The sequence below is a fragment of the Acidobacteriota bacterium genome, assembly GCA_029861955.1.
Classification (GTDB): domain Bacteria; phylum Acidobacteriota; class Polarisedimenticolia; order Polarisedimenticolales; family Polarisedimenticolaceae; genus JAOTYK01.
On sequence record JAOTYK010000011.1, the window covers coordinates 117,132 to 134,288 of the forward strand.

Below are 17,157 nucleotides of genomic sequence, written 5' to 3' on the forward strand. Positions count from 1 at the left end.
ATAAATATCAGGGGGCGCTGCTTGCAGCGTCCCCATTCTTTTTTCTGGGGGCGATCTCTAGCGGGCTGGGCTTGTACGGGATGGGCTCTTGAAGCGGCTCAACGTCGCCGATCGAGAAGATCCGAATCTTCTCAATCACGACGGGCTCCAGCGGACGACCGCTCCCGTAGGTCTTGACCGAGGTGATCCGCAGCGCCGCGTCATTGCCGTAGACGACGACACCGATGCAGGGGTAGTGACCCGATAGCCAGGGCTGAGCGCTGGCGCTGATGAAGAACTGGACGGCGCTGATCCGGCGTCCGCTGGCGCGCGTCAGCCCCATTCGCCCTTTCACACTGAAGTTGACCGGTCCCCTGCCCTCGTCGTAAGGGACGTAGACCGACGGCGCCGCCGTCCCGCTACCGGTCCGATCCCCCGCCTCGAACTGGCGACCGGCGATGGCCATGTGGACCTGAGCGCCATCGAAATAGCGCTCTTTCACCGGTTTTCCGGTGATGATGTCGTTCCACTCCAACTCCCCCTCGGCGGCGGCGGCGAAGTGGGCCACCGATTGGGGGGCCTGTTCCGGCAACAGGCGGACGATGATCAATCCCATGCTGGTGTGGATTCGGGCATACCAACCGGGGTGGATCACGGTCTCCGGTGGAGTCCAGGCCTCCTCGGCCGGCAACGACCCGCTAGCGGAAAAGACCCCTAGAACGACGAGTGCCATCGCCTTCAGGAGCCCGCTGTGGAACGAAATACGTCTCAAGGATGCCTCGTGCCGATCGGGGTACGATCCTGAAGATCGTACGCATCGACCCCGTGTGCCGCAAGGGAACCCAGCCCATGGGTTGAACCAACGCCACTTTCACCCTTATATTCCCGTTGACCCTGGCAGCGACAGCAGGAGGTTTGCATGGCCCAGCTCGATCCCTTACTCGAAGCGTTGCACACGCGTAACGCGGATGAGTTGGTGTTGCAACATGGGCAACAGCCCTCCTTCCGGATGGGGGATCAGAGCAAATCAGTCTCCCCGAAGGTGCTCCAACAACCCCAGATCGCACGACTGCTGACGGAGTTGGCGGGACAGATCGAGGCGGCGCAGATCTCCACCGGGCAGCCAACTCGCTTTATCTACGAACACCCGACGGCCGGCCCGTTCCACTTCGACGTGACGGCCAACGATGACGCATTCTGTGCCCGGGCTCGGATCCACGCGCCTGAACCGGCCTCGGCATATGAGGCACCTGCGGTTTCTGCGGCCCCGGCGGTCGCGGACCCGGCGGTCGCGGACCCGGCACCGGTCGTCGAGAGCGTGGCAATCCCCGTCTCTGAACAGGCAGCTTCGGCACCGACGGACGCACCGACCGAGACACCGGCTCCAGCCGTCTCCACGGCGCCCGACGATGAACCACCGATCTGCGCGCTGCTGCGACAGATGTTTGAGATGGGTGCCAGCGACCTTCACCTTTCCTCGGGCGAGACACCGATGATTCGGGTCCACGGAGGGATGACCGCACTCGAGGGACGTCCTGCGAACTCCGATACCGAGACCCGCGAGCTGTTGTGGGCGATCATGCCGGAGCGGAACCGCGAGGAGTTCCGTGAGACGAACGACAGCGACTTCGCCTACGAGATCGAGGGGATCTCGAGGTTCCGCGCCAACGTCTTCCGCGACCGCAATGGGATCGGTGGCGTCTTCCGCACGATCCCGACCGAGATCTTGACGGCCGAACAGCTCGACCTTCCGCCGGCGATCCTTCGCCTCTGTAACCTTCACAAGGGTCTTGTCGTCGTCACCGGCCCAACGGGCTCGGGCAAGTCCACGACCCTCGCCGCGATGGTCGACCACATCAACAAGACCCGAAAAGACCACATCATCACCATCGAAGATCCGATCGAGTTTGTGCATCAGAATCGCGGTTGCCTCGTCAACCAGCGCGAGGTGGGCACGCATACGGAGGGGTTCAAGCGGGCGCTGCGGGCGGCACTTCGCGAGGACCCCGACATCGTCCTGGTCGGCGAGATGCGCGACCTCGAGACCGTCGCCATCGCCATCGAAACCGCCGAGACGGGTCATCTGGTGTTCGGCACCCTCCACACCACGACGGCGTGCTCCACGGTGGATCGGGTCATCGATCAGTTTCCCGGTGATCGTCAGTCCCAGATCCGGACCATGCTCTCCGAGTCCTTGAAGGGTGTCGTCGCCCAGACGCTTCTGAAGAAGAAGGGGGGCGGGCGCGTCGCGGCCCTGGAGGTCCTGATCGTCACACCCGCAATCTCGAATCTGATCCGCGAGGGGAAAACGTTCCAGATTCCCAGCCTGATGCAGACCGGAAAGAAAATCGGCATGACGCTTCTGAACGACGCGCTGGCGGAACTGGTCAAGAAGGGACTGGTGGAACCCGAGGAGGCCTACAGCAAGTCGATCGACAAGGCGGGCCTGATGACCAACTTCAAGAGCGGCAACATCCGCTTCACGCCGCCGGGCGAGGAATAGGCATACCGGTCAGTCGTCGACGGGGGTCGCGACCTCGCTGAGGTCGACCAGCTCAATGCCGATCTCTCGGGCGACGTCAACGCTCCGGGTATCCCGGTAGAATTCGCCGTAGTAGACCCGCTGGATCCCTGCGTTGGCGATCAACTGGAAGCAGTTCCAGCATGGCGAGGCGGTGGTGTAGATCTCCGCCTTTTGAATGGAGACGCCGTTCTTCGCCGCCTGGATAATGGCATTGGCCTCGGCATGCACCGTCGCGACGCAGTGGTTGTTGTCCATCAGATGGCCCACGTCGTCACAGTGAGGCATCCCGCGAACTGAGCCGTTGTAACCGGTGGAGAGGATCGTACGATCCCGAACGATGACCGCACCCACGTGCTTGCGGTCACAGGTCGACCGGGTGGCCGCCTGATGGGCGATATTCATGAAATAGGTGTGCCAGTCGACCCGGGCGCTCATGGTGGATCCCTCGTCTCCCTCGGTGGGAGTGGTGTCATGAGCGCCTATTCTAGCGAGTCCGTCAGCCCACTGCCTTGTTTTTGCTCCAACGCGGGTTGGTAATCTCGTACTTCGCGACCTTGTAGTTCATCACGCGAGACGAGATCCCCAGAAACTGGGCGGCCTCTTTCTGGACCCACCCGTTGATCCGGAGTGCCTCGAGGATCGCCAGTTTCTCCAGCTCTTCCAACTCGATTCCGGTCGGCGGCAGACGAAGGCTGAACCCCTGCAACGCATCCTGCATCACGCCGCCCGTGCTGGCGATATGCAGGTCTTCCTGACGGATGTACGGTTGCTCGCTGAGCAGGACCGCGCGCTCCATCGTGTTCTTCAGTTCGCGGATGTTTCCGGGCCAGGTGTGGCGCTGAAGGACCTTGACGGCACCGGGGTCGATCCCACGGATGTCCTTCTTCATCTCGACCGACGCCTTATCGATGAAGTGACGGCAGAGAGAGATGATGTCCTCCCGGCGCTCCCTCAGTGGCGGAACGTTGAGCGTCACAACATTGAGTCGGTAGTAGAGGTCCTCGCGGAACTCACCGGTCTCGATCGCTTTCTCGAGGTTGATATTGGTGGCCCCGATCACTCGCACGTCGGCCTGGATCGTCCGGCTCCCACCGAGACGCTCGAATTCTCGCTCCTGCAGTACCCGAAGGACCTTCGACTGGGTCGAGAGGCTCATGTTGCCGATCTCATCGAGGAACAGGGTTCCGCCGTCGGCCAGTTCGAAACGACCGGTCCGCTGACGATCGGCACCCGTGAACGCCCCTCGCTCGTGTCCGAACAGCTCGGACTCCAGGAGGTTCTCGTGAAGCGCCGCACAGTTCATCTTGACGAACGGCTGGTCGGAGCGACTGGAGGTGGAGTGGAGTGCCTCCGCGACGAGCTCCTTGCCCACACCCGTCTCGCCGAGTACCAGGACGGTTGCGTTGGAGTGGGCGACCTTCTCAACGGTGTTGAGGACTTCCCGCATCTGTGGGCTTTCGCCGACGATATTGTCGAAGTTTTGGTGATCGGCGTCCCGTCGATAGGTCTCGACCCGCGCCATGAGTTTGCGGTGCTCCTGTGCCCGCTCGACCTTTATCTCGAGCTCGTCGAGGTCGAACGGTTTTAAGACATAGTCGTGGGCACCGGCCCTCATCGCCTCGACGGCGGTTTCCACCGTTCCGTACGCGGTCATCAGGATGACGACGGTCGTCTCGTTGATCTTCTTGCTGTGACGAAGCACCTCGAGACCGCTGGCGCCGGGCATCTTGTAGTCGGAGACCACCAGATCGAACGCATCGCTCTCAAGCCGACTCATCGCCTCATTGCCGTCACGGGCCTGGGAGACTTGCCAACCGCGATCCTCGAACGCGGTGACAATGCCCTCCCGGAGGTTCTGCTCGTCCTCGACGACCAGTATCTTCTTCATCGAATCGACTCCTCTTCTGTCATGGTGATCAACGGCAAGCGCAGCGTGAAGCGCGCACCGCCGAGTTGGGATCGATCGACGGCGATGGCGCCGCTGTGGCTGTCGACGAACTTTCGGACGACCGAAAGTCCGACACCCGATCCCTGAGGTTTAGTTGTGAAGAACGGGAAAAAGATCGATTCCCGCAGGTCCTCGTCAATACCGGGCCCGCTATCGGAGACGGTGACGACGAGGAACTCTTTCGCCTCCGGCAAGCCTCCCCGTCCGACGACCGCCGGGCGATAGGGAACACTTGGCGAGGACGACGCGGGTACACGCTCGGCCTCGATTTCGATGGTGCCCCGTCCGTCCATCGCTTCGATGGCGTTCAGGATGAGATTCTCGAAAACCTGCCGTAGCAGCGTGACATCCATCCGGAGCGGAGAAAGACCCTCGCCAAACCGGGTGTTGATCTCGAGCCGGTCCGGTTGGGATCGTTCGCGGGCGATCGTTAGGGCGTCCTGCAACACCGGCTCGATTCGGTCGTTGGTGAACTGCAGGGCGACCGGTCGGACAAACTCGAGACACGAAGTCACGGTGTGATTCAGTCGCGCGAGTTCGCCGTTGATCTTGTCGATCAGATCGGTATCCATGCCTTCCGAGTTCAGGCGGCGTCCGACCAACTTGCAGCTGACACCGATCGACGCCAACGGATTGCGAATCTCGTGGGCCAGGCTTGCGGCCATCTGGCCAACCGCCGCCAGTCGCTCCTGGAGGCGCTCCTGCTCTTCCCGATGTTCGATGGGGGTGAGGTCCTTGAAGAACATCGCCGTGCCGGTCACGTGGCCCTGGTCGTCCCTGATGTGGGACAGCGTGAAGCCCAGGGTCTTGCCATCGGCCCGGCCCGGGTGAAGAGGGATCTCCGCCCGATTGGGGAGTTGGTCCAGGATGAAAGAGTCCTTGAGTAGATCGACCAGTTGGGGGTGGGGACGCAACGCGTCGTTCATCGGGTCGCCGACCTCGACGTGGTCTGCGAGGTCCAGCGCGTGCCGCCCGATCTCGTTGATCAGGGCGATCCGCCCGTCGGAGCCGACGGCCAGAACCCCACAGCGCATCCCGTCGATGAGTCCGTGGAGGAACGCCGCCCGAGACGGTTTCCCGACAAGCGCAACATCTTTACTGCATGTAGCGATCAAACCCATTTGACCTGTGCCCTATACGCCCTTCGCGTATTACAAATCTAGGGTTCTAAATTTCCATATGCAACTGTCTTGAGGCGAATTTCAGGAGATAAAATCGTCGAATTTAGGGGTTTTTTGCGTAATTCGGCGTCCCACCGGGCCGGTGCCCAGGTGAGGGATTATCTGGCGAGACGATCAGTTGATGACGAGATCGCCACCGAACCAGCTGAGCCCGGCAATGGGGCCCGGTAGGGGTGGCTGCGAGTCCTGGAGGGCCGCCGAGTTGAATGTCAGCGCGCTACCGTTGGAATCGCTGTCGGTGGTCTCAAAAATCAGGTCGATCAGTCGGACCGTTCCGTTGGCGTCGGCACCGCCGCTACAACCGGCGCAACTGATTCCAATCACCAGGTTTCCGGGAGCCCCCTCCGTGACGGCATAGATTGCCGGCCCGGCGGACTCGATCAACGTGCCGGCAGTCCACTGGACGAACCGCACCTGGGACGCATCGAACAGAACGTCGAAACCGGCACCGAACACATCCGTCGTGTCCGTCACGGAAACACGTACGACGACCTGGTCGTCGGCCGGCCCCGAGACCTCGCTCATGGCGACCGAGAGGGGGCCAGGGCTGGGCTGGGCAGCCTGAAAATTCATCACGAGATTCGTGGAGCCCGAAGGCCCGCCGCCGACGACGCCTGATCCGCCAGAACCACCGGAACAGGCGACGGAAAACATCAATGCGATTCCGATTCCCGATGCCAACCAAGATCGACCCATGGAGTTCTCCCTCACCGTCAGATTAGTGTGCCGGAGTCTCATGGGCAAGCGCCAACGCTCCAGGTCGATCCGTTCCAGCAGCTACCGAAGTCCGACGCCAGCATCGCCAGATCGACGCCATCAACCGTACCATCGCCGTCGAGGTCGGCATCCGGATTGTAGCGTGCGTCGCCCTGGTCGAACCCGTGGGAATAGGCCATCCACGTAAGATCCTGCCCGTCGACCCGGTCCTCGGTATCGCTGTCGCTACGGTTGACGTCGCATCGCTCGGGGTCAAAATCGATCTGGAACGAACGACCATGGGGGGCGAAAACGTTGTCGGGATTGACGATTTCGAAATTCAGGGTCCGCTGACCGATTTCCATCGAACGTTGGCCCCGTGCCGACGACTCGACCGTAAGAAGCACGTCGATCTCGTTGCACGACTGGACGGTGACGTTTTCGAGGCGCAGCAACGGCTGACCGTTCTCGTCTGCCGGAATCCCGTTGGTCAGCAATTCGACATCGGCCCCGGACTCGAAGTTGGCCCCGGCCAACGTCACCCAGACCTGATCGCCCTGCATTACCTGAACCTGACCGTTGGAAGTGACCGCCGGTCGTGCCCAGCCGGAGATCTCGTTCGAGATGTCGGAGGACTCTCCCCCGGAATCCAGTGAGCGGACGGCAACGTAATACTCGGTACAGTCCTGAAGGTTGGTCAGGACGGTGGTCGTCTGGCCGGAGACATCGGCGGACTGGGTGTAGTTGCCCGACGAGGTGCCGTAGTAGACACGGTACCCGGTGGCCCCGGCTGCGCTATCCCAGGCGAGGTGCATCTCCCCCGCAACCATTGGGGTGAATGAAACCAACAGCGTGGCAACCAGAGCGCCAGGTACGTAATGGGCCAGTCGCATGAGTCCTCCCGCGCAGTACGCGGGGAGGGATAGAGCAACGTGGGTGCCAGGGATCGATGACGGTGGGAGTCATCGTCGGTAGACACACAAGTCTTTTACGTGGAGTCACTTGCGACCGTTCTGACGGGACGTGCAAGCCTGCATTATCGGCGTTTTCAGGGGTATCTGTGACAAATCGGTAATTGCCGTAGCCTGGACCGTAACGGATCTGTGCGCTAGCGGGCCATGGTATTGCAATAAGAGTCGGACCAGGTTTCGCCATCGAAGCAGTGGCCAAATACAGCGGAAAGCAGCGCTAGATCCCAGCCATCGACCAGGCCGTCTCCGTCCAGGTCGGCATCGGCATTGAACCGTGCCTCGACTTCGTCGCTGCCGTAAGCGAACGAAAGCCACGCCAGGTCACTTCCGTCAACCCGATCAAGGGTCTGGGCGGTGCTGCGATTAATGTCAAAGCGAGCCTCATCGAGCACGATCTCCAACGGAAACCGTCGCACACTAAAGAGTCCTTCAGGGCTCAGAACTTCTAAAAATGCACTCATGACACCGGTTTCCATTGCGCGCTGTCCACGCGCGCCGGGCTCGGTGGTCAACAGTAGTTCGGCGTTGCCGCAGCCGGTGACCGTTGCGTCCGCCAGGTGAATCAGCGGCAACCCGTCCTTGTCCTTCGGAACTCGCTGGACTTGAAGCCGAAATTCCGTTCCGGGGGAAAAACTGCCGCCGGTTAATTGCAATAACCGCGTCTGCCCCTGCTCGACGGCGTTTGGCGAGAATTGGTCCGTACGAGGTCGTGTCCAGCCGGAAATCTCTCTGGAGAATTCGGAACGGACCCCATCGGGGAACTGCGCACGAACCGCGATGAACCACTCTGTGCAGTCCGCCAGACCTTCGAGATCGAACGACACCACGTTTCCCGCCCTCACGGAATTCGTGTAATTCTGCGAGGAGAGGCCGTAGTGGATTTCGTAGCCGATGGCTCCCGGCGAAGCATCCCACACCAGGCGGATGTTTCCTGCGTGCGCAGGTGCAACCATCCCGACGACGACGAGAACTGTCGCAAAACATCGGCTAAGAATGGCTTTACTCACGTCGGCATCTGAGTGATCCGGCAAGGTGATGGCAAGCGAGATGCCGAACGGTATTTCGCGCGATAATTCACTTTATTTTCTAATCTAGGCGAACAATTTGGGAAAGCAACGTGGGGTCTGAACGACATCACGATCACGGCGCCGCCGCGACTCGGCAATACTATGTCGTCGCGGCAGGTGTTTGCTACTCAATCATCACGATTGTTGCGGACAGATCATCGCAAGAAATTTAGCGCGATGTATTCCAACGTGCGGGAACCAGGAAGTACCCCGCACCACGTTGCTGTCGAGGGATATCACCCGTATCAAAAACGTCGGCGCCACGGACTTCGATGTGGGCAACTCGCTCCATGGCGTCGAAGTAACGGCCGCGAGATGCCACACCTAGAGTCAGGTGGTAATTGCCCGGAACGAGCGGCAATTTGTCGATCGTGCACTCGAACACATGACGGCCTGGTGAATTCAGATCGACGGCTCCGTGGGTCCAGCCGGAATGCAGGCAGCAGACCGTCTCGCCTTGCTGATTATCAAAATGAAAACTCGCAATACAGTCTCTTTGGGGACTGTTCAGGTCCAGTTCCATCCGAAGGCTCATGGGATCGAATAGGCCCACAAGGCAATGATCCGTGAGCGGCTCTCCGTTTAGCGTCACCCGTGTGATCTGTGGATCGTGGGTGTCGTTCCGGGGAAACTCCCGAACGTCGCCGTCAACACCGATCGAATGCTGTGCGACGGCGCTGAGGTACTCGTCGACGACGGCGTCCGTCTCCCCGTCGGTGCGGACCTTCCCGTCGACCAGCAGGATCGCCCGATCGCAGAGTTGCGAGACGGCTGACATGTTGTGACTGACAAACAGGACGGTCCGCCCTTCGCGAGTCACTTCTTTCATTTTTCCAAGACACCGACGCTGAAATGGAGCGTCACCCACCGCGAGCACTTCGTCGATGATCAAGACTTCGGGCTCCAGGTGGGCGGCGACTGCAAACGCCAACCTGACGGTCATCCCGCTGGAATAGTGCTTCACCGGGGTGTCGATGAACTTCGAAACCCCCGAAAATTCCACTATTTCATCGAACTTTGCGGCGACCTCGTCCTTACTCATGCCCAGGATCGCTCCGTTCAGGAACGTATTCTCGCGACCCGTGAGCTCCTGGTGGAACGCGGTTCCGACCTCAAGCAACGAGCCCAGGCGACCACGGATGTCTGCGTAGCCCTCGGTTGGGTCCGTAATCCTGGCGAGAATCTTCAATAATGTGCTCTTCCCCGCCCCGTTGCGCCCAATGATCCCCAGTACCTCGCCGCGTTGTACGTCAAACGAGACATCTTTGAGCGCCCAGAATCGCTCGTCCAGCTCGGCAGCTCCCGTGGCCTGACCACGGAGTAGTTTGGCCGCACGACGAAACGGAGCCGACAGAGATTCGGTAATCAGATCCCGCAACGTGTCGTGACGGCGCTGAACGGCAGCTCGAAAGAACTGCTTTCCCATCCCTCTAACGGTGACGGCAGACTGCGCCATCAGACCACGTCCGCAAACGTTTTTTCCATCCGTCGGAAGTAAAAGGCCCCGCCAAAAAGCATGGCCAGTGCAACCAAGACAGAAACCGCCGTCATCATCGTAGGCGCAGTTTCCGTGCCCAGCAGCGACCAACGAAATCCCTCAATGACGCCAACCATCGGATTGAAGGCGTAGACGACGCGGAGAACAGGATCCTCGATCAACGAGGCGGGATACACGATCGGCGAGGAGAACATCCACAACTGGATAATGAACGGAACGACGTATCGAACGTCTCGAAACTGCACGTTGAGCGCCGAGAGCCAGAGCGAAACACCCAGGGCGGTGACGAAGGCCAGCAAGACGAACAGCGGCAACCAGATGATGTTGATGGTTGGGACGACGCCCCCCGCAAGCAACATGCCGATCAATACGATGAACGCCAGTACGAAATCGACAATGCCACCGAGAACCGCGCTCATCGGTAACGCAAGACGCGGGAAGTAAATCTTCTTGATGATGTTGGCGCTGCCAACGAGGCTGTTGGATGCCGCAGTCATTCCGTTGGCGAAGAACGTCCAGGGCACCAAGGCCGTAAGACTGAATAGATGGTACGGCACGCCATCGGATGGCATGCGAGCCAATCGCCCAAAAAACAACGTGAAGACGACCATCGTAAGAACGGGCTGCAAGATTGCCCAAAGAGCGCCGAGAACGGTCTGCTTGTACCGAACCTTTATGTCGCGCCAGGTGAGGAAGTACAGCAGTCCCCGAAATTCGAAGAGCTCTCGGAGTCTGAGCCCGACCCATCCATCGGAACGTTCAATTCGCGTAATACTGTGGGTCACGACACGTTCCTGAATGCCATACGAGGGGCTCCGAACCCGACGACTAGACCGATCGCCCACTGCCGGTCCGTTCGTAAGCTCTGGAGTGTCAACATACTATCGTAGGAAGTGAAGTCAATCGATCAGAGCCACCGCTCGAAGCAGTCGACGATGCGATCCGAGGTCTTTCCGTCCCAACCCTCAATCGCGCACGTAGAACGTTCGCGAATGGCCAGCGCGTTCCGCGCCGCCGCCAGGATACGCGCGGGGTCAGCTCCGGCCAGCACGTTCGTGCCTTGCTCGATCGTGATCGGTCGCTCCGTGTTTTCACGCAAAGTTATACATGGAACGCCAAGGTAAGTCGTTTCCTCCTGGATGCCACCAGAATCGCTCAACACCATTCGACTGTCGGAGACGAGTTTCAAGAAGTCGAGATAACCAAGGGGTTCCGTGAGTTGAAATGCGCCCGCCTCGTCGACCAGACCCAGTGCCTTGATCCGCTTGCGGGTACGGGGGTGGCACGGAAACACGAGAGGCAATTCCTCCGCAAGAGTCTTCAACGCCCCGATGATTCCCTGAAGCGTATCGTCGGAGTCCACGTTAGACGGTCGGTGGAGCGTCACGACTCCATAACCGGATGGATTCAGACTCAGTCGTTCGAGGACCGTGGATTCCCGAGACTTCGCAAGGTTGGCGACGAGTGAATCGATCATGATGTTGCCCACTCGAAAAATCTTGCGGTCGGGAACGCCCTCCCGCTTCAAGTTCAGGTCGGCGTCCGGGGAATGGGTTAGCAGCCAATCGCTCAGCCGATCGGTCACAACACGATTGATCTCCTCCGGCATCGACCAATCAAACGATCGGAGACCCGCCTCGAGATGGGCCAGCGAGTAGCCTAGTTTTGCGCTCACCAGTGCCGCCGCAACGGTCGAATTGACGTCGCCCACCACCGTCACGAAATCCGGGGCCATCTCCTTGCAAACCGGCTCGAAACCCAGCATGACCTGGGCCGTCTGTTCTGCGTGGCTCCCGGACCCGACCCCCAGGTAGACGTCAGGTTCCGGCATGCCAAGTTCATCGAAAAAAACCTGAGACATCGCCGCATCGTAGTGCTGTCCCGTGTGCAAGAGCGGGGCCCTATGCCCCCGTCGCCGCAATGCGCGAACGAGCGGAGCCGCCTTCATGAAATTCGGCCGCGCGCCCACGACCGTCAGTACTTTCATCGGCAAAGTCCTCCGTTCGGCAGTATCTGGCCTGAGAGTCACCGAATGCAAGTTTCGGGCAAAGATCGCCCTGTTGCCAAAAACGTTGACCCGGGGAACAATTGTCGGTACCTGATTATCGAGCTCCCCCCTGGGCTGGACGATTTCCGTCCTGAATTACAGCAACCTGCGCGTCATTTGTCGTCGCGGGTCTGGGGCGTCTATCGGAGGCGTGGTCCATGTCCAGCCCGAACAAATCGCGGGCCCGAGACCTTTCGCGCATGGCCTTTCTGGCCTGCTTGTCGCTGGCATGGTTCCAGCATCCCTCGGCCATGGCGCAGACGGCGTTCTCCGACGATTTCGATAGGGCCTCCCTGGGGGCGAACTGGCAGGTCGAGAGTGGCGCATTCGACGTCGCGTCCGATCAACTCAGACAGAACTCGGGACAGAAGTTCATCAATGCTCGCCTGCTCTACGACGGCGGCACCACGACATCGGCGAATCAGTACTCCAAACTGCAGGTCACGTCTCTCGCCTCACACACCTGGGGGTTCATGCTGCGAGTTGGCGGCCCCGCTTCGGATCACTATCAGGTCCATTTGCCCAACGGTGCCAGCGAATGGCGTTGGGAGCGTCATGACCCGAACTTCGTCGGTCGAATCGACGACTGCGTCGGCGACGGCCCTGCCCTGGCCGGCGACTGGGTTGGCGTAACCGTCGAGGGCGCGGGAACCGATACGGTGGTCCAGGTCTGGCGTTGGTTCGTCGATCCGGACTTTGGCGGTCCGGTTGATGTTGTCACCAACTGGGGAGCCGCCGACTGCGTCATGACGGCGGACCCGGCGATGCCCGTCAACGGAAACACAGGATTGGGGGTTCGTGCCTATACCGGGCATCTGTCCGCGAGCGCCACTGCCGACAATTGGTTCGGCGGCGACGTCAGCGCTTCGGTTTGTGGCGACAGCATCGTCGAAGGACTGGAAACCTGCGACGACGGCAACGTCGTCAACGGTGACGGCTGCGACAGCAGCTGCGTCATGGAAGTGTGCGGCAACGGTGTCGTGCAGATCAATGAGGAGTGCGACGACGGCAACCTCGTCAACGGGGATGGCTGCGACGCCATGTGCCTGGACGAACCCCTTCCTCCGGTGAGACATTTCACCGACAACTTCGATCGGGCATCACTGGGTATGGATTGGTCGACCGAATCCGGCGCGTTCAGCGTTCTGGGCAACCAGCTGCAGCAGAATTCCGGCCATAAGTTCGTGAACGCTCGCTTGCGTTACGTGGCCAACGATACGGCTTCCATCAACCAATACTCCAAGTTGCAGATCGCGACGCTGGCCTCCCATACCTGGGGCTTCATGTTGCGGGTCAATGGCGCGTCATCGAATCACTACCAGGTCCATCTACCGACCGGAAGCGACGAGTGGCGCTGGGAGCAACACGATCCCGACTTCGTCGAACTGATCGATCAGTGCGTGGGAGACGTTTCGGCCTCCGTCAACGACTGGATCGGTGCCACCGTCGAGGGAACCGGCAGTAACACCGTCGTACAGGCCTGGCGGTGGGACAACGATCCCGATTTCGGCGGGCCTGTAGACATCGCCGGCAACTGGGGTCTATCCGACTGCACGATGACCGCAGACCCGACAACGCCGATCGATAGCGGCGTGGGGCTCGGAGTCCGAGCCTACACGGGCCACAAGACGACGCTCGCGAGCATCGACAACTGGCATGGCGGCGATCGGCCGATGCCGTCGATCTGCGGAGACGGCGTGATAGGAGGCAACGAAGAATGTGACGACGCCGGCGAATCGGCCACCTGCGACGCAGACTGCACGCTGGTGATCTGCGGCGATGGAACCTTGAACCTGCTCGCCGAGGTTTGCGACACCGACGCTGACTGCAGCCCGGGACAGCTTTGTGCCTCGGATTGCGGCTCTTGCGATGCGCTGGGCGTGTGTGGTGACGGAATCCTCCAGGAAGGCAGCCCGCTGCCGCCCGGGCAGGACTGGCTCTCCGTCACGCTTGCCGAAAACGTCGGAGTTAGCGCGCGAATCCTCGGCGTCGACATCGATGGCGACGGCGACACGGACTTCACGGCCGACGGCAATAGCGAGGACCACATCTACCTATGGGAGAACGAGTCGATTGGCAGCTCGATCGACTTCCAGCTAACCGTCGTCGACGGCAGCTACCCCGGCAACGGCAGGCCGGGCTTCAGCGCAGCCGGCGACATCGACGGCGACGGAAATATCGATGTCGTTGCCGGAGGCGGGGGCGCCGTGCAGTGGTACGAGGCTCCGACGTGGACTCGTCACCCGATCGAGATCGGCGGAACCACCGGCGGCAACGGTGGGCTGGTGATCGACGTCGACGGTGACGGGCATCTGGACCTCATCTCGGCACGACTGAATACCGATCTCGTCTGGTGGAGAAACCCCGGACCGATCGGAGTTCAGAACCCCTGGACGCGCTATACGATCGACGCCGGTGGAGCTGCGGCAGGGTTCAATCACGATCTGGCCCTGGGCGACATCGACGGCGACGGGCAGGACGAACTGGTCGCATTGTTCGTCGGTGGTGGCGTCCTGTGGTACGACATCCCGGCCGATCCGCTCGTTGACCCATGGCCCGCGACACAGATTCTCAACAACACGCTCGATCCCTTCGTCGGACTGGCAGTCGGCGATCTCGACGACGACGGCGACGTGGATGTGGTCATATCCAACAAGTGGTACGAGCGACCGGCCGATCCGAGCACTCCCGACTGGACCCCCCGAACCATCTTCCCTTCGGCGGTCCAGAACATCACGATCGCCGACATCAACGCCGACGGTCGCCTGGACGTGATCGGCGCCGAGGGTTTCGTCTTTCCCAATGGCCGCGTGCTGTGGGCCGAGGGGCCGGTGGATCCGAAGTCGCAAACTTGGACCCAACGAACGATCGCCGCCAACCTCGACGGCCCGGAGAACGTCTGGGCCGGCGACCTGAACGGAGACGGCTCGATCGACGTCGTCAGCGGTGCGATGGGCACGTCCACCGGATGGGATGACAACGACAGCACCCTGCTTCTGTTCGAGAACTACATCAACTCAGGAAACGAAGAGTGTGACGACGGCGGGACGCTCCCCGGCGACGGCTGCGATGAAAATTGCATCTTTGAGCTGTGCGGCAACGGTGTCGTACAGATTAATGAAGAGTGTGACGACGGTAACCTCGTCAACGGCGATGGCTGCGACGCCATGTGCCTGGACGAACCACTTCCTCCGCAGAGACACTTCACCGACGACTTCAATCGGGGCTCGCTGGGTATGGATTGGTCTGTAGAATCCGGTGCCTTCGGCATCCTGGCCAACCAACTGCAGCAGAACTCCGGCCAGAAGTTCGTGAACGCTCGCTTGCGTTACGTGGCGAACGATACGGCCTCCATCAACCAGTACTCCAAGTTGCAGATCGCGACGCTGGCCTCCCATACCTGGGGCTTCATGCTGCGGGTCAACGGCCCATCCTCGAATCACTACCAGGTCCATTTACCGACCGGCAGCGACCAGTGGCGCTGGGAACAACACGATCCTGACTTCGTCGAACGGGTCGATCAGTGCGTAGGAGACGCTGCGGTCTCCGCCAACGACTGGATAGGTGCCACCGTCGAGGGGACCGGCAGCAACACCGTGGTGCAGGTCTGGCGATGGGACGGCGATCCCGATTTCGGCGGCTCCGTAGATATCGCCGGCAACTGGGGTCTACCCGACTGCACGATGACCGTCGACCCGACGGCGCCCATCGATAGTGGCGTCGGACTAGGGATCCGAGCCTACACGGGAAACAAGACGACGAACGCCAGTATCGACAACTGGTATGGCGGCGACCTGCCGGTGCCGTCGGTCTGCGGAGACGGCCTGATCGAAGGCATCGAAGAGTGCGACGACAGCAACCTGATCGACGGGGACGGCTGCGACAGCTCTTGCATCCTCGAAGTTTGCGGGAATGGTGTCTTGCAGATCGGTGAGCAGTGCGACGACGGAAACATGATGGGTGGCGACGGCTGCGACGCTAACTGCATGAACGAGCCCATCAGCGGTCAAGCGTTTCAGGACGACTTCAATCGAGTCACATTGGGAAGCGATTGGACTTCCCAGAACATCTCGTTCTCCATATCCATGGACCAGCTGGCTTCGGACTCGGGTGCGTTATTCCAGAACGGTCGCCTACGCTGGACGGCGGATCAAACCGACACATCTGACCAGTATGGGAAGCTTCAGGTCGTAAACCAGCAATCGCAAACCTGGGGCTTCCTGTTCCGCGGGAACCTCCTCGACGGTGACCACTATCAGGTTCACATTCCGAACGGTGGAAGCGAATGGCGTTGGGAGCGTCACGACCCGGGATTCGTCCGGCGAATCGGCCAATGTGCCATCGGTGGCGCCACCAACGATGGCGAGTGGATCGGGGCAACCATCGACGGCAGCGGCGACGACACGGTCGTGCGCGTCTGGCGTTGGTTGGCGGATCCGGATCTTGGAGGAGCGGTCAACATCGATGGCAACTGGGGACCTCCCAACTGCATCATGACGGAAAACCCGCTGTCACCGGTGAATACGGGAACGACCCTTGGCCTTCGCTCATATACCGGAAGCTCGACTGCGACCGCGCTCGCCGACAACTGGTTCGGCGGCGACTGCGGCCCTCTGGTCACTCAGTCCTCGTGCGGCGCAAACATGACCGGCGCGCCGCGCGTCCTGGAGATCTTCAACTCATTTGGCGCGGGAGCGCCCAATTCGCTGCTTGACCCCGACGGCGTGGCCTTCGACTCCCTGGGGAACGTCTATACAGCCGCGTGTGGATTGGGTCCGGACAGCGAGGGTGTCTTCATGCGTGACTCGATGGGAGTCATTACGGAGGTCATCAGCGACCAGGGCGACCTGCTAGGCAACCCGATGAGCTGCCCCGTGGGACTGACGGTCGATCCCTCCGATTCACTGTTCACTGTCGGCTTCCTCAGCGACAACGCGTTCAAACGTACGTCCGGCGGCGTGATCACGGAGATCATCGACAGCAGCGGTGACGGCATCGGTAACACGCTGGACGGGACTCTTGGAATCGCGCTGGATGCGGCCGGGGCGGTGTTCGTCACGGGCTTCTACAGCGATAACGTTTTCCGGGTCAATACCAATGGCACGGTCGACCAGATTATCGACTTCACCGGGGACGGCATCAACGGTCTGGATGGCCCCTTCGGCGTAGCGGTGGACGGATCCGGTAACGTGTACGTCGCGGGCTTTATCAGCGACAACATCTTTCGCATCACGCCTGGTGGAGTG

At 60.7% G+C, this 17,157-nt stretch carries 12 protein-coding genes; 2 read left to right on the forward strand and 10 right to left on the reverse strand.

Annotated features, from left to right (window positions below; genetic code table 11):
* Positions 1-7: 7 nt before the first annotated feature.
* Positions 8-751, reverse strand: coding sequence for a peptidylprolyl isomerase (locus OES25_07395; GenBank protein MDH3627467.1), 744 nt, complete (start codon positions 749-751; stop codon positions 8-10).
* Positions 752-1,420: 669 nt separating this feature from the next.
* On the opposite strand from OES25_07395, the gene OES25_07400 reads away from it, so the two are divergent.
* Positions 1,421-2,482: a type IV pilus twitching motility protein PilT gene (locus OES25_07400; GenBank protein ID MDH3627468.1), complete on the forward strand. Its 1,062-nt coding sequence runs from the start codon at positions 1,421-1,423 to the stop codon at positions 2,480-2,482.
* A 9-nt stretch (positions 2,483-2,491) separates the two neighbouring features.
* Here the strand turns inward: OES25_07400 and OES25_07405 are convergent, their stop codons facing one another.
* The 9 genes from OES25_07405 to wecB form a co-directional block, all read right to left on the reverse strand.
* On the reverse strand, positions 2,492-2,938 hold the full coding sequence (locus tag OES25_07405) for a cytidine/deoxycytidylate deaminase family protein (protein MDH3627469.1): 447 nt from the start codon (positions 2,936-2,938) through the stop codon (positions 2,492-2,494).
* 61 nt (positions 2,939-2,999) lie between these two features.
* Positions 3,000-4,391, reverse strand: coding sequence for a sigma-54 dependent transcriptional regulator (locus tag OES25_07410; protein MDH3627470.1), 1,392 nt, complete (start codon positions 4,389-4,391; stop codon positions 3,000-3,002).
* Complete coding sequence (locus tag OES25_07415; GenBank protein ID MDH3627471.1) at positions 4,388-5,572, reverse strand: ATP-binding protein; 1,185 nt, start codon at positions 5,570-5,572, stop codon at positions 4,388-4,390. The genes OES25_07410 and OES25_07415 overlap by 4 nt, the downstream gene beginning before the upstream one ends.
* Positions 5,573-5,746: 174 nt before the next feature.
* Entirely contained in the window at positions 5,747-6,328 is a 582-nt protein-coding gene (locus tag OES25_07420) for a cohesin domain-containing protein (protein MDH3627472.1), read from the reverse strand.
* Between the two features lie 38 nt (positions 6,329-6,366).
* Positions 6,367-7,221 carry a fibronectin type III domain-containing protein gene (locus OES25_07425; protein ID MDH3627473.1) on the reverse strand — a complete coding sequence of 285 codons (855 nt, stop codon included), beginning with the start codon at positions 7,219-7,221 and terminating at the stop codon, positions 6,367-6,369.
* 215 nt (positions 7,222-7,436) lie between these two features.
* Positions 7,437-8,306 carry a hypothetical protein gene (locus OES25_07430; GenBank protein ID MDH3627474.1) on the reverse strand — a complete coding sequence of 290 codons (870 nt, stop codon included), beginning with the start codon at positions 8,304-8,306 and terminating at the stop codon, positions 7,437-7,439.
* A gap of 229 nt (positions 8,307-8,535) precedes the next feature.
* Entirely contained in the window at positions 8,536-9,822 is a 1,287-nt protein-coding gene (locus tag OES25_07435) for an ABC transporter ATP-binding protein (GenBank protein ID MDH3627475.1), read from the reverse strand.
* Positions 9,822-10,649 (reverse strand): ABC transporter permease, encoded by an 828-nt coding sequence (locus tag OES25_07440; protein MDH3627476.1) that lies wholly within the window; start codon positions 10,647-10,649, stop codon positions 9,822-9,824. The genes OES25_07435 and OES25_07440 overlap by 1 nt, the downstream gene beginning before the upstream one ends.
* Positions 10,650-10,771: 122 nt before the next feature.
* A complete protein-coding gene (gene wecB / locus OES25_07445) occupies positions 10,772-11,851 on the reverse strand; it encodes a UDP-N-acetylglucosamine 2-epimerase (non-hydrolyzing) (GenBank protein ID MDH3627477.1) in 1,080 nt (359 codons plus the stop codon).
* 218 nt (positions 11,852-12,069) lie between these two features.
* Between wecB and OES25_07450 the strand changes: the two genes are divergently transcribed.
* A partial coding sequence (locus OES25_07450; GenBank protein ID MDH3627478.1) for a DUF4215 domain-containing protein occupies positions 12,070-17,157 on the forward strand: 5,088 nt, incomplete at its 3' end.